This window comes from Labilibaculum manganireducens (assembly GCF_963665805.2).
Lineage (GTDB): Bacteria > Bacteroidota > Bacteroidia > Bacteroidales > Marinifilaceae > Labilibaculum > Labilibaculum manganireducens.
In genome coordinates, this window is record NZ_CAXXEE010000003.1 from 4,105,505 (window position 1) to 4,130,989 (window position 25,485).

A 25,485-nucleotide genomic window follows, 5' to 3' on the forward strand; every position below is an offset into this window, starting at 1 on the left:
AGGTGTTTTGTAATTATAAAGAAAAGCGTATCTTGAACTCCCATATTCGGAAACTGACGAAACATAAGGCTTTCATCCGAATGTCAATAAAATTCTTTAAACGAAATAAAATTTTATCAACTATGAATAAGTTTCTGAATTTCCTATTCTCTATGCAAATGATGGGAGTACTCATCATTTTATTTGCTTTCTCAATTGGAACAGCAACCTTTATAGAAAATGATTTTGGCACTTCAGCTGCCCGTGTATTGGTTTATGATGCCTGGTGGTTTGAGTTAATGCTACTTTTACTTTGCATAAATTTGGTTGTGAATATCTTCCGATACAAGCTCTACAAAAAAGAAAAGTGGTCTATATTCCTGTTTCATGCAGCCTTCATTATTATTTTTATAGGCTCGGCGGTTACCCGATATATTGGTTACGAAGGCAATATGCACATTCGCGAAGGACAATCAACCAACCAGATCACCACGATGAGTTCCTACATCAATATTCAGGCACGAACCAATAGCAAGATCAGTCAATTAAGCGAAAAAATTACTGTTTCATCGGTAAAGACAACTGAATTTAGTGATGATTTGAATATCGACAACAAAAACGTTGAGGTATCACTTAAAACAATGATTCCCAATGCTCAATCGACCATTGCACAAGACCTTAATGGTAAACCCATTATTGAGATGGTTGCGGTTGGTTCAACAGGAATGGCAGGAATGCAGAATTTGACTCTGGCTTATAACGAACAAAAAGACATCGGTACTAATCTCTTAGCATTTGGGGGCAATCCCAATACAAATACTATTGTTTTCGATTACTCGGATAGTTTAAGAATAATTTCTCCCTTTGAATTTTCGGAAGTAAGTATGATGGGCGGAGATCCAATTCCGATGGAAGCTAATAAATGGCACGTGGTATTCCCTAAGAAATTATACGATTTAAACGGCACCAAAATAGTAATCAAAAACTTTTTCCCTGCGGCAATTTACAAATACATACAAGGCGGAGATAAGAATGCCCCTACAGTATTGGTATTTGATGTGAAAAGTGGAAATGAGCAAAAGGAAATGATTGTGAAAGGATCAAGTAATTATGTTGGCGTACCCAGTAATTTGATGATAAACGGTATTGATGTTGCAGTGGCTTACGGTCCAAAAACAATTGAAATTCCATTTTCGCTGAAACTAAACAAATTTATCTTAGACCGATATCCCGGCTCGAACAGCCCGTCATCATTTGCAAGCGAAGTTACTCTTGTGGATAATGAAAAAGGGATTGAACAAAACCATCGTATTTTCATGAATAACATTCTAAAATACGAAGGATTTAGATTTTTTCAGGCATCGTATGATACGGATGAAAAAGGAACTGTTCTTTCGGTAAATCACGACCAGTGGGGAATGAGAATCACCTACTTTGGTTATTTTATTCTGATGCTGGGGATGGCCTGGTCGTTGATTAGTCCGGCTACCCGTTTTAAAGTATTGGGTGCAAAATCGAAAAGTATGAAAGTTATTGCCGTAACAGCTTTCCTGATTGCAGGCAGTCTGTTTCCTGCTTCGGCACAAAATGAAATACTGCCAATTGTTCCACTAAAGCAATCGCAGGATTTTGGAGCTTTGTTGGTGCAAGATAACGGCGGTCGTTTCGAACCCATTAACACCATGGCCAGCGAGGTGATTCGTAAAATCACAAAGAAAAGCAAGTTTCAGGGATATACTGCCGAGCAGGTTTTTCTTAGCATGATTGTAAATCCACAACAGTGGCAAACAGTTGCCATGATTAAGGTTGGAAATTCCGAATTGGCTAAGGAACTTGGCATTTCGGGCAAATACGCATCGTTCGGACACTTTTTAGACCAACAAGGTCAATATAAACTTTCGAAGAAAGTGCAGGATGCTTATTCAAGAAAACCATCGCAGCGCACAGGTTACGATAAGGAAATTATTTCGGTTGACGAAAGGGTTAACATCAGCTATATGGTGTTTACTGGTGAATTCTTAAAAATATTCCCTGATCCGAACGATGACATGCATGCCTGGTACAATCCTACTGCTGAACTGGCTTTTTCCGGCGATGATTCTTTGTTTGTAAAAAAATCAATGTTGTTGCTGGGACAAGCCTTAAACAGCGGCGATTTTGCAAATGCAGACAATTATATTGCAGGAATAAAAACCTATCAAAACCGTTTTGCCCAAAATGTGATTCCATCGCCTGCCAAACAAAAAATTGAGATTCTATACAACAATACCAACATCTTTAAAAGGTTATTCCCCTACTATTTATTAATTGGTTTCTTTTTAGTCGTGTTTCTGGTGATCCAGATTATCAACCCGAAATTTTCGGTAAAGTGGATTATGCGTGCAGCCATACTGATATTAGGAATTGGCTTTATCTTACACACAACCGGATTGGCTGCCAGATGGTATATTTCCGGTCATGCTCCCTGGAGCAACGGTTTTGAATCGATGACTTATGTGGCATGGGCTTGTTTGCTTTCAGGATTTATATTTGTGAAGAAATCGGATTTTGCCTTAGCTGCAACATCTATTCTTGCAGGTTTAACTCTTTTTGTTGCACATTTAAGCTGGATGAATCCAGAGGTTACCAATTTGGTTCCGGTTCTTAAATCGTACTGGCTAACCATTCACGTAGCCATTATTACTGCCAGTTACGGTTTTCTTGCTCTGGCGGCAATTTTAGGAATGATCAACCTCTTCCTGTTCAATTTACAGAATAAGAATAACATCGATAGAATTAAAAACACGGTAACAGATCTTAGCCGGATTAGTGAAATGACTATGACCATCGGCTTGTATTTTCTAACTATCGGAACTTTTTTGGGTGGTATTTGGGCCAACGAATCGTGGGGACGATACTGGGGTTGGGATCCTAAAGAAACATGGGCACTGGTAAGTGTTTTGGTATACAGTTTTATATTGCACATGCGCTTTATTCCCGGCTTAAAATCGGTTTACTCCTTTAATATTGCTTCGGTTTGGGGCTACAGCTCAATCTTAATGACTTATTTTGGTGTAAATTACTATTTGGCAGGTATGCATTCGTACGCAAAAGGTGATCCTGTTCCGGTGCCAACCTGGGTGTACTACACCGTTGCAATTGTTCTGATTCTAAGTTTAACAGCTTACTTCAATTACAAAAAACACAATACCGAGCCAGAAGAGGTGGAGGCGTAAAATAAATATATTTCAAAGTTTAAAGAGCTTCACTTGCGTGAGGCTCTTTTTTATTGCCATTTATATTCATCCTCGGATTGAATTTTGAGGCAATTGATGAAGATATATTCCCAAAGAGTAAAACAACTATTTTGCACCCCTCTGTCCTGCGGACATCTCCTCTTAAAAGGTGGAGAAAACAAACAAAAAAAACGGGAATCATTTTTGATTCCCGCCTTGTCTTTTTCAAGCTTTTCTTTATGCCTTATTGGTAGTAATTACAAAAATAATGAGCGGTTCGCCGGTGGTATTTCGTACCGAATGAAATCCCTCATTGCTTACTGCAGTGATGTTTCCTTTCGTGATTTTATGGGTTCTTACTTTACCATCTTCACCTGCCTTATCGGAATACTCTCCTTCGCCATGCATCACTACATAAATCTCTTCTTCGCCTCTTGAGCCGTGATCGTGAAATCCGGCCTGATCGTATTTATTCAAAAAGACCATGAAACAACCAATCCGATTGTTAATCAACTCATCCGCATCAAACATCTGCAAGAGGTAAACAACACCATTGCCGCCATACATTGGCTGACGGGTATCTACACGAACAACCGACCTTTTGTCCTGTCCAAATGGAACAACCGAAAGGTCGATGTACTTCGATACAATATCAATTACCTGATTGGCATCCTTTATCTTCATAGAATCGAATGGAATTTGGTTCCCGTTTAGTTTACAGAGATCAAATTAATATCAAAAATAAGGACTGATCCCCCAGGGATTTTTGAATAGTTGTAACTTCCATATGCCAAGGCTGCAGGAACAAACAACTTCCCCTTACCTCCCTCTTTAAAATAGGTAATACCTTCTTTCCAACCTTTAATTACCTCATCCAATCCAAAAGGAACTCCAGCAGATCCACTTTCGTCGAAAACAGATCCACTCAAAAAATAACCTTTGTAGGCCACTGTTACATTCGACGTACCTGTTGGCTGTGCTCCCGTTCCTTCCTCTTCAATTGTATAATACAAACCTGAATCGCTTCTTACTGCACTTATGCTGTTTGCTTCCAAATAAGCCAATATATCTTCATCATTCTTCTCTGCAATCATTTCAGGAGTGTATACCTCAATCTCAAAAATCAGTACAGAACCACCAGGTATTCCATTAGAGTCTTTACTTCCGTAACCTAAATGTGCCGGAATTAAAAGCATTCCTTTACCGCCTTCTTTAAAATGGGTCAATCCTTCAGTCCAGCCAGGAATAACACCTTGTAAATTGAAGGAAACTAAATTCTCCTTGCTGTCATCTAAAATTGTACCATTGGTATAATAACCTTTGTAGGTAACTGTTACATTAGAACTACTTGTAATGGTGGCTCCTGTACCCTCCTCCTCAATTACGTAATACAGACCCGATGCAGTTTTTTCTGCAGGTAAATTATTTGCGAGCACATAAGCAGCAATCTCTTCTTCATTCTCTGCCCTGTAATCTTTTTCATCATCGGAACCCGAACAGGATACTAAAAAGGCAAAACACAGGGCTAATAAGCTATACTTCATATGATTTTTAATTTGTTTTTAATTTGCCATATGGAACTTACCATGCTGGAATAATTATCCCTCAATGTCAAAACACCTTGGCATGGACGTTTCATATCTATCTTTTTTTATTGAAAAAACAAATATAGTAAAAAGTGGGAATGTTCGGGATTGTGACATTTTAAAACCTCAACCTGGCTCTCTCCTAAAAGGCGAGGGAGCAAAACCAAAGCTGTTTTCCCTTCTCCTTCAGGAGAAGGATAGGTTGAGGTATCGGAATAATTTTAAAACCTCTCCCCAACCCTCTCCTAAAAGAGAGGGAGTTAAAAAAAACAAAGCTGTTTTCCCTTCTCCTTCAGGAGAAGGATAAGATGAGGTATCAAAGCTGTGGAAGAGATGTGTTTAATGCCCCAGCTGAAGTGGGAGACAAGGGAAAAAGAGCCTGTTCAGCTCTTCACAAATTCAACATTCTTTAAAACCCAATAACCCCAAAAACCTTCTTTTATTGTTATTTCAACATTTTTTGATTGCATTACTCTTTTAAATGTAGAATGATGGTAAGTAATTTTATGCTGACGGTTTTTTATTGTTACCAAAATTACAGGTTCGAGAGCCCTGTTACCTCGTTGATGATTATCTTGAAGCTTTACACTTTCTATTGGTACAATTTCTATAGACAGCGGTTTTGTTGATAAGATATCATTTGTAAATACAAATAAATAAACTGCAATACATCCAATTGTTAGATTATGAAATAAGGCCCAAATAATACCAAATTCCCTCTTGTAGTATTTAATAAAAATAACGGTTACAACTATGGATGCAAGAACACCAACTAAAGCCAATGTTTTTAAGGGTACTAACAAATAATTTGACTCTAAATAGATGGTTCCAAGACAAGCCAAACCAACTAACGAAATGTTTTGATAGTACAATCCAAACTTCTCTCTTGCTTTAAACAATCCCATAAAATCAACTAACTTATTCATTTCGTTTATTGTTATACCCACAAGTCGAAGACTTGCGGGAGTTGTGGGGGTATTCGCTCCTGAAAATTTGTAATTTACAGCTAAGGTGTTTAGGATTTATAATCCGATTGGCAACAAAAGAAATTATAAATTTCAATCTCCGAAATCTCAGATCACAAATCTGAGAGAGCTTGGGTTCAGTTTACTCTAAATTATCATTACTATTTTTGGGTCTAATTACCCTAGATATATTAATATCAGTAAGTTCTTTTTTAGACAACACCGCTTCTTCTCCCCAAAAATCACTACTTGATATTCCATTTTCGCTAAGAGCAAAACTTGCATCAGAATCCGTCATATAAGCATAGCTTGCTATTGTTACAAAATACAAGCTATCCGCAACAATTCTATCTACTTTAAAAATGTTGTAATTATATCCGGTGGTATCTTCATAGGTGTAAATAAAGGAATCATTCACTTGAGGATTTTCAATTCGTTCCAATCTTACCTCAATATCCTGTTGCTTTTTAACATCCATGAAATACACTATTGAACTTATTAAAAGAATTAAAAAAATACTATTTGTAACTATGCGTTTCTTGAATACATCCTTTTCTATTTCTCGCGGATCGAATCCAAATGTGTTCATTCCCCTTGTGCCCTTTTCAAATATTAAACTCAACTCGAAAATGATATTGTAGATTGGAATAAGTCTGGCAAAGTACCAAGAACCTTTTTTATCAACATCATGTAGGCGTTTTACTGTTGTAAGTGCATCATAAATAATAAAGCCGAAAAACGCAACAAGTATTGTTACAGCATGAACTCCTCCAATAATTTCATTGTCGGTAGAATCTTCCATAAACTTTAATACAAGTACCGTATTCATTAAAATTGTAAAGGAAATTAGCTTTTGAAAGATATAATCGGTTCTTCTTAATCTGTCATTAGTATTGAATATGCTCATGCCTTTTTTTAATTGATTATTACTTAAGGTTTTTAAATAGAAAGCCTAGCCAGACTTTATCTAATAAGAAATTTCAAACTCTAAAACTTCAGATTACAAATCTGAGGGAGCAGGGATAATTTTATGAGTAGTGGTATTTTCATGAAATTTCCTCTCCAAAACTTTGGGTGCAGTATTCTTTTAAACTTAATTCTTTCCCAAATAATTCGGGATGTCTTTCAATGGAATCAAGTACGGCAATAATCTCATCTTTTGCATCTTGCGTGAAAACTATTTTACTGCGCATGGTATGTTGATCAAGAATTTCTTCCCATAAAAATCTATCATATCCTTTAATAATGGTTCCTTTGGGTGGTTTCTCAACCTTAAAGTTTGGTTCATTAACCCATCCCAAGTCATGAATAACTTGTTTCAATTGAGCGTTTGTAAATTTATATTTCGTTTTGGCTTTAACAACTTTTTCTAAACTACTTATGGTCATGTGATCACCACCACGTGTAATTTCACCAACAATTTTATATATAGGTTTTCCTTCCGTGTCACTGATTTTACCAATTTCACCAGCACTTATTGCATTCAGAATAATATTAAAAACACCATCTTGTGATTTATCAATTTCCACATTACTACCCGATAGTGTTTTATCCTTACCATTAAAACCGTATATTTTATTCTGCTGGGGATTCACGATCAATACTTCTCTTGGATTAATATCCACCATCTCAGGTAAAAGGTTAGACCATATTTCCATAAACTCCTTGCTCTTCTCATTAGCCTTTAATTGCAAAAAACGATTAAATTCTGACGAAGAACTATTTGCATGTTCATTTTTAGCAGAATCTCGATAATATATATCTCCTTTATTAATTTTGTAATCAATGAAATCTTTAATTGGAATTAGTGTGTCAATCGACTTTTGGATATGAAGCGAATAAAATTTTCTGGTAGTAATCTGGAAAGGCTGTAGATCTATCGAAAGTCCTGTCTGTAATATCTTTTTAAACTTTTGCGAAACCAAATTTAAATCAAGTTTTTTCAACAAATCTTGATCAATTGTTTTTAAACCACAGTCTTCAATTTCTCCAGTAACTTTATCCTCTCTAAATCCTAATAGGATAATTCCTCCATGTCCATTTGCAAATGATATAATGTCTTTTGCAAAATTCTTCATAAAAGTTTCTAATTCAGAGTCACCAGCCTTTACAACTAGCATCATTTTGTAATCAAATAGATTATTCTCCTTAGGTGCATTGCCATAATCTTTGAAATCTTTAATTACCTCTTCCGATTTTATTGCTAATTCTTTTAGTGTCATGGTTTATAATTTATATTTAAACCCAAAATCTTAAAATTTTGTCATGAGACCCAATTTTAGGCTACCTCAATCCAATTGGTTTATTTTATTTGTATCTGGGTGGTTTATCACCCCTACTTTGTGTGAATAAATCAACCTAATCAATTGTTTGCGCTCTAAATCTACCAAATTATATTCACCTTACCCACTCCTTAATAATCAAAACACAAAAACATACCTACAAACTAGCTTCACCATAAACCTCTTTACAAACCAAATCCAATAATTCACAATCCCACTCTATTTATAAAGCTTAAATTCTCACCAACTCATCCGAATTCAAAATAACAGCCCTCTTTTAACAACAAACACATCCGCCCTGCAAAACTCAGCTGCAGAAAAGGCGTTCAACAAGGCTGTTGACTGTAAATTGAAGGCAAAATCGGCCTTCAACGAGTTTGTAGTGTTAAATTTCAGGGGCAAAAAACCATTTTCCGCATCTGTAAAGCAGATTTAAGAGGCCGAATGGGTAAAAACCTCATCTGCAAAGGCAAATGTAAGGGGCAAACTGCTGTTTTTCGCGTATGAAATCACTTTTTCAAGACAAAAGAAGGGTGAACAGCCTTGCCGAACTCTCTTTTTACTGTTAAAAGCGTCTATACGGGTTTGCGGAAGTGATTTTTTGCCTTGCAAAGATGAATTAACGGGCAGCAAACAGTCCTCCCGAAACAGAAATAATACAAACAGCCTCATCGAAGGGGATGTTGAGAGCAGAACATCTGCAGACATCTTTGTTTTACATTAAAAAACAACAAAAATTTTACAAGATAGAGATTCATGTAAAATAAACAAGCTGTCAAAGTTGCCAACTTTCAAAATTGACACTTAGCATAAATTAATTAACAGTTACGCTTATTGTTTAGCAATATTTTTCTAAATTAGACCTTCGTTTAGTCCAAAACCGAATTAAAACTTGAATATTATGAACCAAAAAATTTTTCATTACTGCAACACGTCCGAAATAAGTACGCTTGCAACCAATCTTTTAATTGCTTTTTCGAAAGGCGATTGGAGTGCAGATATGGCTTTAAGCTCCATTCTTGCAAATCTGGGCACCGAAAATGTGATTTTTACAAAATCGATTCGTTTCTCGAAGAGTGGTCCGCAGCCAAAAATCCTTCATGAAAAAGATGAGATTGCAGACCAACTCTTTATCTGTACCAAGCAGTTTATTTGGGCAAATACCTATGCGCCCGAAAAAGACATCGCCGAAAAGGCACAGCGTATTTGGAGTATTTTCGATTCGAACAATCTGAATCTGCACCGCCAGAGCTACGAAAGTCAGATGGCCTTAACAAAATCATTAATCGAGAATATCAATCATCCTGATGTTCGTCCGTCTTTAGAGATGCTGGCTGGTGTTCCACGCCGATTTGACGCTTTTACGGCTGCTTCGGAAGATTTCAGAAGTACTTTTGTAGAATTCCAACAATCTGTTGCCGATTTAGAAAAGGTGACTCCTGCATCTACTCAAAAAAATGTGATCCGTAAAATTATTAACGATCAGCTGACTGCTTATCTGGATAGCGTAGCAGTTGCTCTACCCGAAAAGTATGCCGCAATTAATGGTGTAATTGCCCAGCATATCGAAAGTATTAATACCAAAGCCCGCGCACGCAAAACCCGAAATACTGCAGAAGAACCTGAGCTGAACATTACAGAATAACGAACTATTATTTGGACTAAAAGGAAAGAAGGAACGGATTTGATCTGTTCCTTTTTTTATGGCTATTCGAGAATACCTCTCCCCAGCCCCTTCCTGAAGGAGAGGGAGTTTTACAAATCCTTTCGAAAAAAAAACGAAGCTGTCTTCTTGCCCTACCTCATTTATATCCCCTTTCACTTCTTGACCTTACAATCTTATTTAGAAATAGACGCTATCTAAATTACTGATGCCCAACAATATTTTAATCCGAATTACGTAAATTCATCTAAAACCATACCTATGTCGAGATTTATACATGTTCTATCCTTAGTCTTATTTGTACTGATTGTTTTAATTGCAATTGCAGTTCTTTGCTACTATGGATTCACCTACTATCATCTGAATGTTGAGGAGCGTTTCTATCATCCCGATCATCAAATATTGAAACCAAGTGGTATTGTTGGGCATGGTTTGGGAATTATTGGTTCGCTGCTGATTATTATAGGTGTGTTTATGTATATGGTTCGAAAACGAATTGCGCGCTTTTCGAGAATTGGAATTCTAAAATACTGGCTTGAATTTCATATTTTCCTGTGCTCGCTCGGACCTGTTTTGATTCTCTTTCATACAGCCTTCAAATTTGGAGGAATTGTCTCCATTTCGTTTTGGAGTATGGTGGCAGTTGTTATTAGCGGTATTATTGGGCGATTCATCTATATTCAAATTCCCAGGACAATAGAAGGCCGGGAATTGAGTTTATTAGAAGTAAGAGATACAAAAACTGACGTTGGTGCACTGCTGAAGAAAGAGTACAATCTGAATGAAGAAAGCCATCAAATTATTGTGGCATCGGTAGCCGGAAATTCTGATAACAATTCAGGTTTGCTTCTGTTCCGATTACTAAGAAAAATGGCAAAAGATAGAAAGACCTATAAAAAAATAGATTCTGAACTGAAACGAAACAAACTCTCCCGCGCCGAACGAAAAAAAATTAAGCATTTGGTGATTCATGAAATTGCTTTGAACCGTAAGATTGATCGGCTTAACTACATGCAAAAGCTTTTTAAATACTGGCATGTTGCCCATCTGCCTTTTGCACTGGTGATGTTGGTTATTTTACTCATTCATGTAGCAGTTACCATCATTTTTGGATACAAATGGATATTCTGATATTAATAGATATGAGATTCCAGCTGTGAGAAATGAGATTGATATACTCAAATAAAACTCCAATATCTTTCTTCATAAGATGGATAAGAGAAACTAATTAAAAAACATTCTATATAAAATGGATTTGTTGCTGGAAGAGATAATAATTTACGGTTCGGTTTTCTTGCTTTGTTTGTTGGTTGTGTTCATTTACATCCGAAAGCAAAAAAGAGAATCGCGCATTGTTGAGCAAAAAATTACGCAAGCCAAAGCCAACGGATTGTACGAACCGGTATCACTCCATCCGGTAGTCGATCAGCATTCCTGCATAAAGAGCGGTGCCTGCATAACGGTTTGTCCCGAGAAAGATATTTTAGGAATCCGAAACGGAAAAGCTACCGTAATTAACGCATCGCAGTGCATTGGGCATGGTGCATGTTTTCATGCCTGCCCTACTCAAGCCATTAGTTTGTGCATTGGTACCGAAAAACGTGGCGTAGAATTACCTCATGTCGATCAGAATTTTGAAACCAATGTGCCGGGCATTTTTATTGCCGGCGAATTGGGTGGTATGGGACTGATAAGAAATGCCGTTGAGCAAGGCAGGCAGGCAATCGAGAATCTGACATCCTGCATCAAAAAAAACAGCAAAGCGGAATACGATGTACTTATTGTTGGAGCAGGACCCGCAGGAATATCCGCATCCTTAATGGCAAAAAAGAACAATCTAAAGTTCATCACTCTGGAGCAGGATAGTCTGGGCGGAACAGTTTTCTCTTTCCCTCGATCGAAAATTGTAATGACCTCCCCTATGGATCTTCCCCTTTACGGAAAAGTGAAGTTGTTCGAAACAAGCAAAACAGAATTGCTCGAACTGTGGGGAGATGTAATGAACAAAAATGAAATCAGCGTAAGCGAAAATACAAAGGTTGAATCGATAGAAAAGAAGCACGAATTTTTTAGTATTCGCACAAAAAATGGAGAAGAATATACCTCTCAGACAGTACTAATCAGCATTGGCCGGCGTGGTAGTCCGCGCAAGCTGAATGTAAATGGTGAACAGCTGGAAAAGGTAGCCTACCGATTACTCGAGCCCGAAAACATCTCCAACAAGAATATTTTGGTGGTTGGCGGCGGCGATTCGGCCATTGAATCGGCTCTGCTTTTGGCAGATCAAAACAAGGTGACCTTATCGTACCGAAATAATTCTTTTAACCGCCTAAAACCTAAAAACAGTGAGCGAATTCAAGATGCAATCGCTCAGAACAAAATAAACGTGGTCTACAATTCCAATATCGATCTGATACAGGAAAATTCTCTTACGCTTTCGATTACTGATTCAGAAGATAAAATTGCCCTTGACAACGATCTGGTCTACATTTTTGCCGGTGGCGAATTACCCTCTCAATTCCTGAAAAACTCAGGCATACAAATCACCAGGAAATTTGGCGATGCAATGCTAAAACACTGACAAATAAAGTCTGGAAGAGTCTTGAAAAACCGAAAGGTCGAACAAATTATGAATGATGAATTTCACTCCTAACTTATAATTCATAACTCTTAATTGACAACTCATCATTAATAAAACAAATGCACAGATATTCCCTCATCATATTACTCTTGCTTGTTTCACAAGTTGTCCTTGCTCAATTGTCGCCGGGTGATTTATCAAAGCCCCATGCCAATTTGGAAGGTCTTTCGAATTGCACCCAGTGTCATGTTATTGGCGAAAAGGTAAGTAACAGCAAGTGTTTGGATTGCCATACATTACTCAAGAAACGCATTATTTCAAACAAAGGCTATCACGCTTCGGGCGAAATTAAGGGAAAAGAGTGCGTTGAATGTCACAGCGATCATCATGGACGAAAATTTGAAATGATCCGCTTCGATAAAAATACTTTTAAACATGATTTAACGGGTTACAAATTACAGGGTGCACATCAGAAACTGGATTGCAAAGAATGCCACCAAAGCAAGTTCATCGCCGAAAAAAAGAATGCCGAGAAGGAATACACTTATCTGGGATTGGAGCCAAAATGTGTAAGTTGCCATACCGATGTTCATCAGCAAACACTTTCGTCCAGCTGTAATGATTGTCATGATCAGAATCAGTTTGTGCCTGCTTCAAATTTCAATCATAAAAGCACCCAATTCCCTTTACTGGGTAAACATGAGAATGTGGCCTGCGAAAAATGCCATCAGACAGAGATAAAAAACAACCAGCAGTTTCAGCAATTTGCCGGCATCAAATTCAATTCCTGTACTTCCTGCCATACCGATGTGCACAACAACAAATTCGGACCGAATTGCACCGATTGTCATACAGTAAACTCATTTAGAAGCCTAACTGCACTGAGTAATTTCGACCACAACAGTACTAATTTCAAATTAAGCGGAAAACACAAAAATGTAGATTGCAAAAGCTGCCACAAAAGCTCATACACCACTCCCATTGCACACAACAGGTGTTCCAATTGCCATCAGGATTATCACCAAGGACAATTTGCAGCAAAGAAACTTTCACCGGATTGCAATAATTGCCATAGTGTTAACGGATTTGCAGGCTCGGGTTATTCCATCGATCAGCACAACAAGAGTCAGTTTCCTTTGCGGGGAGCACATTTGGCGACTCCTTGCTTTGCCTGTCATCAGCAAAATGAAAAATGGCAGTTCCGAAACATTGGCAAAACATGTGTCGATTGCCATGAAAACATACACAAGAATATCATTAGCGATGGATTTTACCCTAACCAAAACTGTACTGCCTGTCATCAGGAAAATGCATGGAACCAAATCGAATTCGATCACAATTTAACCGCCTTTAAATTAAAGGGCGCACACACTAAACAAGATTGCCGCACCTGTCATTTTACTAAGAACAATCAGGGCGAAGCCACACAAAAATTTAGCGGATTCAATCAAGAGTGCTTAAGTTGCCATCAGGATGAACATCAGAAGCAATTCGAAAAAGAAGGCAAAACAAATTGCCTAAACTGCCACCATCATGAGGATTGGAAAATTACCAATTTTAATCATGATAAAACTGACTTTAAACTGGAAGGAAAGCATGCCACCATAAATTGTTCGGCCTGTCATAAATCTCTGGAAACAAATCAAACTTTTTATACACAATATAAATTTAAAGATTTCTCATGCGCTACTTGTCATCAATAATCTTGATTTTATCATTTTCGCTCAATGCTTATTCTCAATCACCACACGGGAAAAACATGAAAATGGATTGTGAAACCTGTCATACCCAGGAAGGTTGGGAGGTTAACCCTAAAACATTTGCTTTCGATCATCGAAAAACAAACTTCCTGCTCGAAGGACAACACCAAATGGTCGATTGTAAATCGTGCCATACCGATTTGGTATTTTCCGAAACAAAGAATGAGTGTATGCAGTGCCATACCGATGTGCACGCCGGTACACTAGGTTCTGATTGTGCCCAATGTCATACTTCTCAATCGTGGCTGGTGAGCAACACCACCGAAATTCATCAGCAAACCAGCTTCCCGCTTGTTGGTGCACATGCCACTGCCGATTGTTTCGACTGCCATACCTCCAATAATTTTGCACAATTTGAACCCATGCAGGTTCAGTGCATCGATTGTCACCGTAAAGATTATATGGCAACAACAGCACCTAATCATATTACCAGCAATTACCCAACCGACTGCGAAGATTGTCACGAAATGGGTGCTTTCCAATGGTCATCGGGTGGTTTTAACCACGATTTTTTCCCTTTAACAGAAGGTCATGCCATTAGCGATTGTTTCCAATGTCACACAAATAACAATTTCTCATCCTTATCAACAGATTGTATTTCGTGTCATCAGACCGATTACAATTCAAGCACCAGTCCCAACCATGTTTCGGCCGGACTGCCGCAAAATTGTGAATTGTGCCACAACACCAAGCCGGGATGGAAACCAGCCAGTTTCGACAATCACAACGACTACTATGTGATACAGGGAGCACACAACAGAATTGCAGCAGATTGTTTTGCCTGCCACGAAGGCTCCTATTCCAACACACCAAATTCCTGTGTTGGCTGTCATCAGGCCGACTACAATCAAACTTCTGATCCGGCACACAGCACATCAGGCTTTTCAACTGATTGCGTAACCTGTCATTCGCAGGATGCCTGGGAACCTGCAGCCTTAAATCACAACGATTTTTACGTGATTCAAGGAGCACACACCAAAATTGCCACGGATTGTTTTGCCTGCCATCAGGGAAGCTATGTGAATACTCCGAACACTTGTTTCGGTTGTCATTCTGCGGATTACAATCAAACCACAGATCCAGCTCATCAAGCAGCCAATTTCCCAACAGAATGTACCGATTGCCATACCGAAAATGCATGGGAACCTTCCACTTTCGACCACGACGGACAGTATTTCCCAATTTACAGCGGAAAACATCGTGATGAGTGGAATTCATGTACTGATTGTCATACCAACACAAGCAATTACGCCATTTTCTCGTGCATTACCTGTCATGAACACAACCAATCCGATACCGACAGACATCACAGTGATGTAAACAACTACGTGTACAACAGCACCTCTTGTTTGTCCTGTCATCCAGATGGAAGAGAAGATTAACCCGCGAAAAAACGTAAAGAACAAACCTAATTGTAAGGTGATATCAAAAGATGATTAATAGAGCTAAACGGAGATAGAAATGAAAATTTTACCAGCAATTGTCGTAATTATTTTGCTTTGCCTAAGCACCCCGCTTCGGGCACAGGAAAAGTTTTTGGAAGGCGAAGTCTCCTACAAAAGCTCACAAAATATCTATGTGAAATTTTTAAATACCGAAGCAATTTCCATTGGCGATACGCTGTATATTAAAAAGGATTCTGATTTTGTTCCCGTATTGATGGTCAATAATAAATCGTCGATATCGGTAATTGGAATTGCGATCGGAAGCATCAAGCTTGCCAAAGGCGATAAAATTATTGCCTTTGCGGCAGATGAAAAAACACCCGAAAAAGATATTATTCTGACTGAAGATCCCGAATATAATATTGAGACTGTTGAAAAAACAACACCAGCACCCAGAACCAAACAGGAATTGAACAGAGAGGAACAAATTCGCGGTAAAATTTCAGCCTCGTCCTATTCCAACCTGTCCAGTTCATCGGGAGGCAGCAATCACCGAATGCGTTACAGCTTATCGATGAATGCCAAAAACATCGACAATTCGAAATTTTCAGCCGAAACCTACATTCGCTTTTCGCACAATTCGGGCGAGTGGGATGAGGTAAAATCGGATATTTTTAATGCCCTTAAAATTTACAATCTGGCCATTTGTTACGATGCCAACCAGAGCACAAGCATTTGGCTGGGGCGAAAAATAAATCGGAAAGTCTCAAACATTGGCGCCGTTGATGGGGTGCAGGTAGAAAAGCAATTTGGCAATTTTTCGCTGGGAGCTATTGCAGGCTCGAGGCCCGATTACGAAAACTATTCCTTCAATTTTGACTTGATGCAGTTTGGCGGCTATCTGGAACACAGCATGAAAACCAAAGTGGGAAGCATGCAAAATACGGTGTCGTTTTTCGAACAAAAATACAAATCGAATACCGACAGACGGTTTGCCTACTATCAGCACAGCAATTCGCTTTTAAAGAACCTGTTCCTGTTTGCCTCTTTCGAAGTTGACCTGTACAAATTGGAAGAGGAAGTTTCGAAAAACACCTTTGACCTCACCAGCATGTATCTTTCTTTGCGATATCGGGTATCGAAACAATTATCCCTTTCAGGATCGCTCGACAGGCGTAAGAATGTGGTGTACTACGAAACCTTTAAAAGTCTGGCCTTTCAGATACTGGAAAATGAAACCCGTCAGGGAATTCGCTTTCGGGTAAACTACCGGCCAACAAATCGAATTTCGCTGGGTGCAAATGTCGGCCATCGTTCCCGCAAAAGCGAAGTGGAAGATTCAAAAAACCTGTATGCCTTTGTATCGTACCGCAATGTTCCGGGAATTAACAGCAATGCCACGCTGTCAACCTCCGTTTTGCAGACTCATTATCTGGATGGAACGATTTACAAACTAAGACTAACGCGCGATATTATTCCGGGGAAACTCTTTGCAGGCCTCAACTACAGCTATGTTAATTACCAATACAAATTCAACGATAATGAACTGATTCAGCACATTGGGGAAGCAAACATATCGTGGCGAATCAATAAAAAACTCTCTTTCTCAGCCAATTACGAAAGCACATTTCAATCGACGCAAAATTATTCAAGACTGTATTTGAATTTGATTCAAAGGTTTTGATTTGGTCTAAAACCTCTCCCCAACCCTCTCCTGAAGGAGAGGGAGTTTTACAAATCCTTTCGAAAAAAAACGAAGCTGTCTTCTCTTCTCCTTCAGGAGAAGGATAGGATGAGGTATCGGAAAGTTCTAAAACCTATCCCCAACCCTATCCTGAAGGAGAGGGAGTTTTACCAATCCTTTCGAAAAAAAAACGAAGCTGTCTTCTCTTCTCCTTCAGGAGAAGGATAGGATGAGGTGACAATTGTAGTTTTCATCATTTGTCCCCTGCTTTAGCTGGGGCAATATAATTGAATTATTTCCTTCGCACCAACCACAATCCCAAAAACGTTAACGCACCGTTAATCATCAGCAATTCAAACCCAATGGCAATTCCAAACCAATCCATCGAATTATCTTTTAGGATGTAACAAATGATCGGTGATAAAATGGCGACAACAGGTACTAAATTATCTCTCACTTTCAGTTTGGTAAACAAGCCAAAGGCGTATAATCCCAACAAAGGACCGTAGGTGTAGCCGGCAATGGTAAAAATGGCGGCAATTACCGAATCGTCGTTAATGGCACGAAATATCAATATCACAACAAGCAGCAACAAGGAAAACAACAGATGCGATCTAAATCTTAACTTTTTGGTCTGCGCCTCATCATTTTCGTCAGCGCCTAAAATATCAACCGTAAAAGATGTGGTTAGTGATGTTAATGCCGAATCGGCGCTCGAATAAGCAGCAGCCATCAGTCCAATTAAAAAGAACAAGCTAACCACTGGCCCCAAATGCTGCGTTGCCAGTATAGGGAACAGATCATCTCCCCTTTCAGGAATTGCAATGCCTTGGTGTTGGGCAAAAATCAGCAGCAAAGCACCCAAAATCAGAAATAACAAGTTTGCCGGAATAAAAGCAAAGCCATACCAATACATGTTCTTTTTGGCTTCGCCCAGATTTTTACAACTCAGGTTTTTCTGCATCATGTCCTGATCCAAACCAGTCATTACAATGGTAATGAAAGCTCCGGTAAAAAATTGTTTAAAAAAGTTCTGCTTGCTTTGCCAGTCTCCAAACTCAAAAACTTTTGAATAATCGCTTTCGCTGATGGTATTGGCTAAACCAGTGATATCCATATTTAGTTGATCCATTATCAGGTAAATACTGATACCAACTGCCAAAAGCATAAAGAGAGTTTGAAGTGTATCGGTCCAGACAATTGTTTTTATTCCGCCCTTGAAGGTGTACAGCCAAATCAGCAATATGGTTATTGAAACAGTTACAAAAAACGGTACATCCCAGGCATCAAAAACCGTAATCTGCAGCACATTTGCCATTAAAAACAAACGAAAGGAAGCGCCAATGGTTCTGGATAATAAAAAGAAAGAGGCTCCTGTTTTGTAGGAATTTTTACCAAACCGACCATCCAAATAGGAATAAATTGAGGTGAGATTTAACTTGTAGTACAGTGGCAGCAGAATATTTGCCACAACTACATACCCCAGCATGTAACCAAACACCATCTGCATGTAGGTAAAATCAATGGATTTAACCCAACCCGGAACCGAAATAAATGTAACGCCGGAAAGTGATGCTCCCACCATACCGAACGCCACCACATACCACGGCGATTGTTTGTTGCCAACAAAGAATCCTTTGTTATCGGCCTTTCGGCCTGTAAAATATGATATGACTAACAGAAGGGAAAAATACCCGACAACAACAAGCAGAATAGAAACTGGTGACACAGGCTGAATTTTAAAATGCAGATCAAAAATACACAAACCTAAGAGGTTTCGAAAACCTCTCAGGTTTAAATTCAATTCTAAATTGTTACTTTTGAGGTAGACTAAAGAATCAATCGTAAAAATGAGTTACACCAATTTCCCTTCCAAGCTTCTTGAGAATGCTGTTGCTGAGTTTTCAAAACTTCCGGGCATAGGACGAAAAACGGCATTGCGCCTTGTTTTGCATTTACTGAACCAACCCAAGGAAGATGTAAATCTTTTCGGTTCATCCATCATCCAATTGCGCAATGAAATTAAGCACTGCAATTCCTGCTTCAACATTTCCGACACTTCTTTGTGCGACATTTGTGCCAACCCAAAGCGCGATCATGAAACCATTTGTGTGGTAGAAAGCATCCGCGATGTAATGTCAATTGAAAGAACCCAGCAATTCAATGGAATTTACCATGTTTTGGGTGGAATCATCTCCCCTATGGATGGAATTGGTCCCAGTGATCTGAAAATTGAGCCATTAATTCAGAAAGTTAGCGAAGGCAAGGCCAAGGAGGTTATTTTAGCCTTGAGCACAACCATGGAAGGAGATACAACCAACTTTTACCTCTATAAAAAACTGAACAAATTTAAAGTGCCCATAACAACTATTGCAAGAGGTGTTTCTATTGGCGATGAGTTGGAGTATACCGATGAGATTACACTGGGAAGATCAATATTACACAGAACCCTTTTCGATCAAAATTTACAATAAGCAGTTAGGAGTTAGGAGTTAGGAGTTAGGAGTTAGGAGTTAGGAGTTAGGCAAATTTCGGAGTTTCTAACTAAATAGGTAAGACTTTTCAATACTTGTTACTTGAAACTTTTTACTTTTTACTTAATTCTTATTACTTGAAACTTGATCCTTGTTACTTGATCCTTGTAACTTTTTACTTTTTACTTAATCCTTGTTACTTGCAACAATCCCTTTTCGGATGTATTTGTCCGTTTCTGTAATTTTATTAATTTCGTGTAGTATTTAGACTAAATAAACACAATCAAAAAACACAACGCTAACATGGCTAAAATAGAAATCCTGATTCCCGCAATGGGTGAAGGAATCACAGAAGCAACAATTACTCAATTCCTTAAAAAAGTTGGTGATTTTGTTGAGGAAGAAGACCCAATCATAGAAATTGCAACCGATAAAGTTGATTCAGAAATTCCCGCTCCTAAAGCAGGTAAAATCGTAAAATTCCTTTTCAATGAAGGTGACACTCCACAAGTGGGTGATGTGGTTGCCATTATTGCAACCGAAGGAGAAGAAACGGATACTGAAAATACAGAAGAAATCTCTATACAGAAAGAACAGGAACCAATATCAGAAGATTTTGCGGCACCAGTTTTTTTAGAAACAATAACTCCTCAAATCAGCAGTAAAACAGAAGGAGGTAATTTTATTTCTCCATTGGTGAGAACAATTGCTCAGGCTGAAAATATTGGAACAGATGAATTAAACCAAATTCCAGGAACAGGAGAAGCCGGCAGAATCACGAAAAAAGATATTCTTGAATATCTGAAAAATAAAAAATCACAACCAGCCAAAATCATTCCTGCAGAACCGATTGTTGCTCCAATTAGTTCGGATTCCGTTGCTGTTACTGCTCACAAAAGCTACGAAGGCGAAAATGTTGAGATCATTGAAATGGATCGCATGCGTAAACTCATTGCACAATACATGCTCAGTTCAAAACAGACCTCTCCGCACGTTACTTCCTTTATTGATGTAGATGTTACCGGTTTGGTAAATTGGAGAAATAAAGTGAAAGATGAATTTCTGAAAAAAGAAAATCAAAAATTAACCTTCACTCCTATTTTTGTTGAAGCGGTTACCAGTGCTTTAAAAGATTATCCTATGGTTAATGTTTCTGTTGACGGCGATCGGATTATTCGGAAAAAATACATCAATATCGGAATGGCAACAGCTCTTCCGAGCGGCAACTTAATTGTTCCGGTTATTAAAGCAACCGATGAATTAAATCTGATAGGCATTACCACAAAAGTGAATGACCTGGCAGAGCGGGCAAGAAACAACAAACTGCAGCCCGACGAAATAAAAGGCAGTACGTTTACCATTACAAATCTTGGTGCATTTGGCAGTACAACAGGAACACCAATCATTAACCAACCCGAAGTAGCTATTTTAGCGGTTGGCGCCATAAAAAAGAAACCGGCAGTTATCGAAACTCCTCATGGAGATACAATTGGTATCCGGCAAATTATGGTGTTGTCACTCTCGTATGACCATAGAGTTGTTGATGGAGCTCTTGGAGGTCTGTTTCTGAAAAGAATTGCTGAAAACTTAGAAAATTTCGACACAAAAAGAACGATTTAGTATCAATAAAAACAGAGAAAAAAGCCATTGAATCTTCTTCAATGGCTTTTTTATACCCATTCCTTGGCTATTACTCAAAACATCAAACAAAATTATTTATTTTGTACAGTATAAATGTGCAGCAATGATTACTTTAGCAAGAATTTAAAAATGGCATAGAAAGTTGTAAGTTTTTATTAACAATTCTGCTTTTTTATTACATTTGCTATTGGAGTTTGACCCTTATCTACTATATTTAGTTATTGTTAATTAATTTAAACCATATAAACTGTTCAACAGCCCATAAACTGAACAAAAAGACACCTTTTGCACTAAAGGTTTTTTTTATGGTTCTTATCTCTGTTTTAACAGGGATAACTAACTCTCACTCTCTTTTCGCTTCTCCTAAACAGCAAAAAATTAAATCGAAAAGGCAATATCAAATTGCAGAAAAATTTCTGGACAATAGAAACTATTCAAAAGCAGCACTCATTTACAAAGAGTTACTCAATGAATCCTCCCGAAATGCTGATTTAAATTTCAAACTGGGATTGTGCTATCTGAACATTGTATCAGAAAAAGAAAAATCTGTTGACCTGTTGGAAAAAGCCATTCAATACACCAGCTCGAAAAACAATGTTTCGATGGATGTATACTTCAATTTAGCGAAAGCATATCATGCCAATTACCAATTTAAAGAAGCTTTAAAAGTTTACAAGGATTTACTACAGATTATTTCACCTCAGAATACATCCTTTCGAAATGATATTCAGCGCAATATGCAAATGTGCAAAAATGGTATTGAATTGATGAAGAATCCGGTAAACATCTCCATCATCAATCTGGGAAATAAAATAAACACAGAATTTTCTGAACACAGTCCGGGAGTTACAGCTGATGAAAGCACCATGGTTTTCACTTCCAGGAGAAACGGTACCGGAAGCAAAATTGATTCTGACGGTCAATATTTCGAAGATATCTATATCACTCATCGCATAAATGGAATTTGGTCGGATCCGGTGGGGATCGCAAAGCTAAATACCATCGACCACGATGCCTCCATCTCCATTTCGGCTGATGGACAAGAACTTTATATTTACAAAGCCGGCTATGTTAACAGCCGGGAGTCCGAAGGCGGAGATATTTATAAAAGCAGGTTGAATGGCACTGAGTGGAGCGAACCGGAAAAACTAGCTCCTGTTATCAACTCATCAAGCAAGGAAAGTCATATTTCAATTTCTGCTGATAACAGAACAATATTCTTTTCCAGCAATCGTCCGGGCGGATTTGGCGGCATGGATGTTTACACCGTTACCAAACTTCCGAACGGCAAATGGGGACGTGCAAAAAATCTTGGCCCTGCTATCAATACCGAATATGATGATGATGCTCCCTTCATTCACCCCGATGGAAAAACCTTATATTTTAGTTCTGCCGGACATAAAACGATGGGCGGATTGGATATTTTCAAAAGTGTAAACATCAAAGGCCGCTGGACTGCACCGGTTAATGTCGGTTACCCGATTAACTCAACAGATGATGATATTTATTACACTCCAACACCCGATGGCAAAAGAGCGTATTTTGCTTCCTACAGAAAAGGCAGCTTTGGAAGAACGGATATATTTTTAATCAAAACTCCTGACGAAAATACAGCAGGATTATTTGTACTAAAAGGAAAAATTATCAATTCGAGTGGCAACGTGGTTGTAAATTCTAAAATCACAGTGAGTAAAGATGGAAATGTAATCGGAATTTATACACCAAATGCCGCAACGGGTAAATTCCTGTTTATTGTTGATGCCGGTAAAAAATACGATATCGAAATTGTAGCTGAAGGTTACAGAACCCTTCGCACCGTTTTAAATATCCCACCCGAATTTGCAAACAAAGAAAACCACAGTGTTATAACCCTGCTTCCGTTAACATTGAGAACCAAGGATGAGCCGGACTATCCAAACGCTTTGGAACTGATCGATTTGGATGAAAGTAAACTAAATGATATTGGTTCACTTCCTCCTGGCAAAGATTCTATTCCTGAGGATAAAAAATTCATTACTCCTGAAGTTAACGGTGATACAATCAGTGCGAATGAAGAAATTAAAAAGGATATAGTAAGTACAAAAGACGAATCTGGTAGTACCACGATTCTTCCCGGTAAAAATCTGACTCCGATAAAAAATCCGGTAACAATACCGGAAATGAAAAAAGACGAACCAACTAAAAAAACTGAAAATATTAATATTGAGGCGAAAGATGAATTAATTAAACAGTCAATTATTAACGCTCAAAATTCAAAAGTTGAGGTATTAAACTCCGGCGATTTAGCATTCACGTTGGATTTAGGGAATTTTAATTCTCCGCAATCAGAACTTTTTGAAACCCTTGATGGTGTGAAAGAGACTATTGGTCCGGACAAAAAATACCACTACACCTACGGTAAGTTCAAAGACTATAAGAAAGCAGCTAAAGCTCAAAAGGATATTGTTTCTAAAGGATTCACAGCTTCGAAAATCAAAATTCTATCGAACGACAATTTAATTGAAGAACAAACTGGCGGAGAAACCTATTACACCATTCAGATAATGGCGCTGAAACTATACGTTGAAACAGACTTTTTTGATAATCTGGATAATGTAAAAGCTTTCCGCGGAGCCGATGGCTATACCCGATATACCTATAAAAAATACACATCGTATCAGGAAGCCATCACCGAAATGAACAGATTGATTCGAATGGGCTATTGGGACGCTTTTGTTCGTACAGTAATCAACGATCAGCTGCTGTATTCCGGAATGAAATATTCCGAAAAAGACACCTACACCATTCAGGTAATGGCGCTTCGAAATCCTAAACCCTTATCTTTCTTTGCTGATTTGGAGAATGTTACTGTTTTCTCTGATGTGAATGGATTGTATCGCTATACCTATCGGACATACCAAAATAAAGGTGAGGCTGTTAATGATTTAGGATATGTTCTAAAAAGAGGCTACTGGGATGCTTTTGTAAGAAAATCTCTTTCGGGAGAACACGTATTGAATTTCAATACTGATGAAACAGACAACTTCTACACGATTCAGGTAATGGCACTTCGAAACGCCAGACCTCTGTCTTACTTTAACAACTTAGGAACTGACAGCCTTCAAATTTACAAGGGAAACGATGGTTTATCCAGATATACTTTTCAGAAATATTCATCATTGGAAAAAGCCAAAAGCAGGCTTTCCTCAGTGACGAAAAAAGGTTATCTTGATGCTTTCACAAGGGAAATTAAATGGTATAATGAACACTAAAATGCAAATACTTGAAGGCAAAAGTATTCGATTACGGGCTCTTGAACCAACCGATTTAAAACTTCTCTACAAATGGGAGAATGATTCTACTATTTGGGAAGTCAGTCATACCTTAAAACCATTTTCAATTTTTATTCTAAAACAATATCTGGAATCGTCGCATCTCGATGTTTTTGAGACCAAACAACTCCGCTTGGTTATTGAATTAATTGAAACAAATACACCGGTAGGCTTAATAGATCTTTTTGATTTTGATCCATTTCACCAAAGAGCAGGGATTGGGATCTTAATAAACGACACCGAAAACAAGAACAAGGGATTTGCTTCGGAAGCATTACAAATCTTATGTAATTATGCATTTAGTATTTTACAGGTTCATCAGCTCTACTGCAATATTACAGTTTCCAATGAAGTCAGTCTTCGCTTGTTTACCAAACAAGGATTTGAAATTATTGGGAATAAAAAAGATTGGATCCGTTCGAAAAACGGATGGATGGATGAATACAGCTTACAAAAAATTAATCCGGCAAATCCTTAATGCTTTCATAAACAGGAATCTCAGGAATAAATTTAAAACTCTTTTTGTCATAATCCATTTGGCAGCAATAATGCTGTAAACCATTGGTGACAACCAAAAAGGGAACTCTCAGTTTCATATTGTAACGTGCAATTTGATTGAAAACATCCTGAGTTATCTTCACCTTAACCGATTTGCATTCAACAATCATAACAGGTTGTGCGTTGTTATTGTACAAAACAATATCACTTCGCTGAGGAAGAAGATTAACATCCACTTTCTTTTCAATTGCAATTAAAGATCCCGGATACCTCTTTTCATTCACCAAATACTGAATGAAATTCTGCCTGACCCATTCTTCCGGAGTCAATACCACATACTTCTTTCGAATACTGTCAAAAATTAGTTTTCTTTGCAGTTCAGATTTTATTTTAAAGGAATAAGTTGGTAAATTTAAGTTTTCCATGAAATTGCTCTAACAGCCTGTAAAGGTAGAAGATTA

Annotated in this window: 19 protein-coding genes; 12 read left to right on the forward strand and 7 right to left on the reverse strand. The window is 38.1% G+C overall.

Going from position 1 to position 25,485, the window contains the following annotated elements:
- Positions 1-122: 122 nt before the first annotated feature.
- Positions 123-3,194 carry a cytochrome c biogenesis protein gene (locus tag ACHZAX_RS15820; RefSeq protein ID WP_320019804.1) on the forward strand — a complete coding sequence of 1,024 codons (3,072 nt, stop codon included), beginning with the start codon at positions 123-125 and terminating at the stop codon, positions 3,192-3,194.
- A 237-nt stretch (positions 3,195-3,431) separates the two neighbouring features.
- Here the strand turns inward: ACHZAX_RS15820 and ACHZAX_RS15825 are convergent, their stop codons facing one another.
- Together ACHZAX_RS15825 and ACHZAX_RS15830 are read right to left on the reverse strand one after the other, a co-directional pair.
- Positions 3,432-3,878 (reverse strand): cupin domain-containing protein, encoded by a 447-nt coding sequence (locus ACHZAX_RS15825; RefSeq protein ID WP_320019805.1) that lies wholly within the window; start codon positions 3,876-3,878, stop codon positions 3,432-3,434.
- Between the two features lie 26 nt (positions 3,879-3,904).
- Positions 3,905-4,738 (reverse strand): FKBP-type peptidyl-prolyl cis-trans isomerase, encoded by an 834-nt coding sequence (locus ACHZAX_RS15830; protein ID WP_320019806.1) that lies wholly within the window; start codon positions 4,736-4,738, stop codon positions 3,905-3,907.
- A 64-nt stretch (positions 4,739-4,802) separates the two neighbouring features.
- Here ACHZAX_RS15830 and ACHZAX_RS15835 point away from each other — a divergent pair, with 64 nt between their 5' ends.
- Positions 4,803-5,087: a hypothetical protein gene (locus ACHZAX_RS15835; RefSeq protein WP_320019807.1), complete on the forward strand. Its 285-nt coding sequence runs from the start codon at positions 4,803-4,805 to the stop codon at positions 5,085-5,087.
- Positions 5,088-5,163: 76 nt separating this feature from the next.
- Here ACHZAX_RS15835 and ACHZAX_RS15840 read toward each other — a convergent pair whose 3' ends face one another.
- The 3 genes from ACHZAX_RS15840 to ACHZAX_RS15850 form a co-directional block, all read right to left on the reverse strand.
- A complete protein-coding gene (locus ACHZAX_RS15840; protein WP_320019808.1) occupies positions 5,164-5,706 on the reverse strand; it encodes a hypothetical protein in 543 nt (180 codons plus the stop codon).
- Positions 5,707-5,887: 181 nt separating this feature from the next.
- A complete protein-coding gene (locus tag ACHZAX_RS15845) occupies positions 5,888-6,652 on the reverse strand; it encodes a DUF805 domain-containing protein (protein WP_320019809.1) in 765 nt (254 codons plus the stop codon).
- 139 nt (positions 6,653-6,791) lie between these two features.
- Positions 6,792-7,967 (reverse strand): ATP-binding protein, encoded by a 1,176-nt coding sequence (locus ACHZAX_RS15850; protein ID WP_320019810.1) that lies wholly within the window; start codon positions 7,965-7,967, stop codon positions 6,792-6,794.
- A gap of 961 nt (positions 7,968-8,928) precedes the next feature.
- Here ACHZAX_RS15850 and ACHZAX_RS15855 point away from each other — a divergent pair.
- The 6 genes from ACHZAX_RS15855 to ACHZAX_RS15880 all read left to right on the forward strand — a co-directional run bounded on the left by ACHZAX_RS15855 (position 8,929) and on the right by ACHZAX_RS15880 (position 17,100).
- Positions 8,929-9,672, forward strand: a complete 744-nt coding sequence (locus ACHZAX_RS15855; RefSeq protein WP_320019811.1) for a DUF6261 family protein — start codon at positions 8,929-8,931, stop codon at positions 9,670-9,672.
- 279 nt (positions 9,673-9,951) lie between these two features.
- Positions 9,952-10,821 carry a hypothetical protein gene (locus tag ACHZAX_RS15860; protein WP_320019812.1) on the forward strand — a complete coding sequence of 290 codons (870 nt, stop codon included), beginning with the start codon at positions 9,952-9,954 and terminating at the stop codon, positions 10,819-10,821.
- A gap of 118 nt (positions 10,822-10,939) precedes the next feature.
- Positions 10,940-12,271 carry an NAD(P)-binding domain-containing protein gene (locus ACHZAX_RS15865; protein ID WP_320019813.1) on the forward strand — a complete coding sequence of 444 codons (1,332 nt, stop codon included), beginning with the start codon at positions 10,940-10,942 and terminating at the stop codon, positions 12,269-12,271.
- Positions 12,272-12,390: 119 nt separating this feature from the next.
- Positions 12,391-13,974, forward strand: a complete 1,584-nt coding sequence (locus ACHZAX_RS15870) for a hypothetical protein (RefSeq protein WP_320019814.1) — start codon at positions 12,391-12,393, stop codon at positions 13,972-13,974.
- The gene (locus ACHZAX_RS15875) at positions 13,953-15,413 is read left to right on the forward strand and encodes a hypothetical protein (protein WP_320019815.1); all 1,461 of its coding nucleotides are present in this window, start codon (positions 13,953-13,955) and stop codon (positions 15,411-15,413) included. Before ACHZAX_RS15870 ends, ACHZAX_RS15875 begins: the two co-directional genes overlap by 22 nt.
- A gap of 79 nt (positions 15,414-15,492) precedes the next feature.
- The gene (locus tag ACHZAX_RS15880; protein ID WP_320019816.1) at positions 15,493-17,100 is read left to right on the forward strand and encodes a TonB-dependent receptor; all 1,608 of its coding nucleotides are present in this window, start codon (positions 15,493-15,495) and stop codon (positions 17,098-17,100) included.
- 292 nt (positions 17,101-17,392) lie between these two features.
- On the opposite strand, the gene ACHZAX_RS15885 is transcribed toward ACHZAX_RS15880, so the two are convergent.
- Positions 17,393-18,829 (reverse strand): sodium:solute symporter, encoded by a 1,437-nt coding sequence (locus tag ACHZAX_RS15885; RefSeq protein WP_320019817.1) that lies wholly within the window; start codon positions 18,827-18,829, stop codon positions 17,393-17,395.
- A gap of 121 nt (positions 18,830-18,950) precedes the next feature.
- On the opposite strand from ACHZAX_RS15885, the gene recR reads away from it, so the two are divergent.
- The 4 genes from recR to ACHZAX_RS15905 all read left to right on the forward strand — a co-directional run bounded on the left by recR (position 18,951) and on the right by ACHZAX_RS15905 (position 25,004).
- Positions 18,951-19,574 (forward strand): recombination mediator RecR, encoded by a 624-nt coding sequence (recR, locus tag ACHZAX_RS15890; protein WP_101311619.1) that lies wholly within the window; start codon positions 18,951-18,953, stop codon positions 19,572-19,574.
- 303 nt (positions 19,575-19,877) lie between these two features.
- Positions 19,878-21,194 carry a dihydrolipoamide acetyltransferase family protein gene (locus ACHZAX_RS15895; RefSeq protein WP_320019818.1) on the forward strand — a complete coding sequence of 439 codons (1,317 nt, stop codon included), beginning with the start codon at positions 19,878-19,880 and terminating at the stop codon, positions 21,192-21,194.
- Positions 21,195-21,520: 326 nt separating this feature from the next.
- Positions 21,521-24,466 (forward strand): hypothetical protein, encoded by a 2,946-nt coding sequence (locus tag ACHZAX_RS15900; RefSeq protein ID WP_320019819.1) that lies wholly within the window; start codon positions 21,521-21,523, stop codon positions 24,464-24,466.
- A complete protein-coding gene (locus ACHZAX_RS15905; RefSeq protein ID WP_394698287.1) occupies positions 24,456-25,004 on the forward strand; it encodes a GNAT family N-acetyltransferase in 549 nt (182 codons plus the stop codon). Before ACHZAX_RS15900 ends, ACHZAX_RS15905 begins: the two co-directional genes overlap by 11 nt.
- On the opposite strand, the gene ACHZAX_RS15910 is transcribed toward ACHZAX_RS15905, so the two are convergent.
- On the reverse strand, positions 24,985-25,449 hold the full coding sequence (locus tag ACHZAX_RS15910; protein ID WP_101311622.1) for a type I restriction enzyme HsdR N-terminal domain-containing protein: 465 nt from the start codon (positions 25,447-25,449) through the stop codon (positions 24,985-24,987). The genes ACHZAX_RS15905 and ACHZAX_RS15910 overlap by 20 nt on opposite strands.
- Positions 25,450-25,485 lie beyond the last annotated feature (36 nt).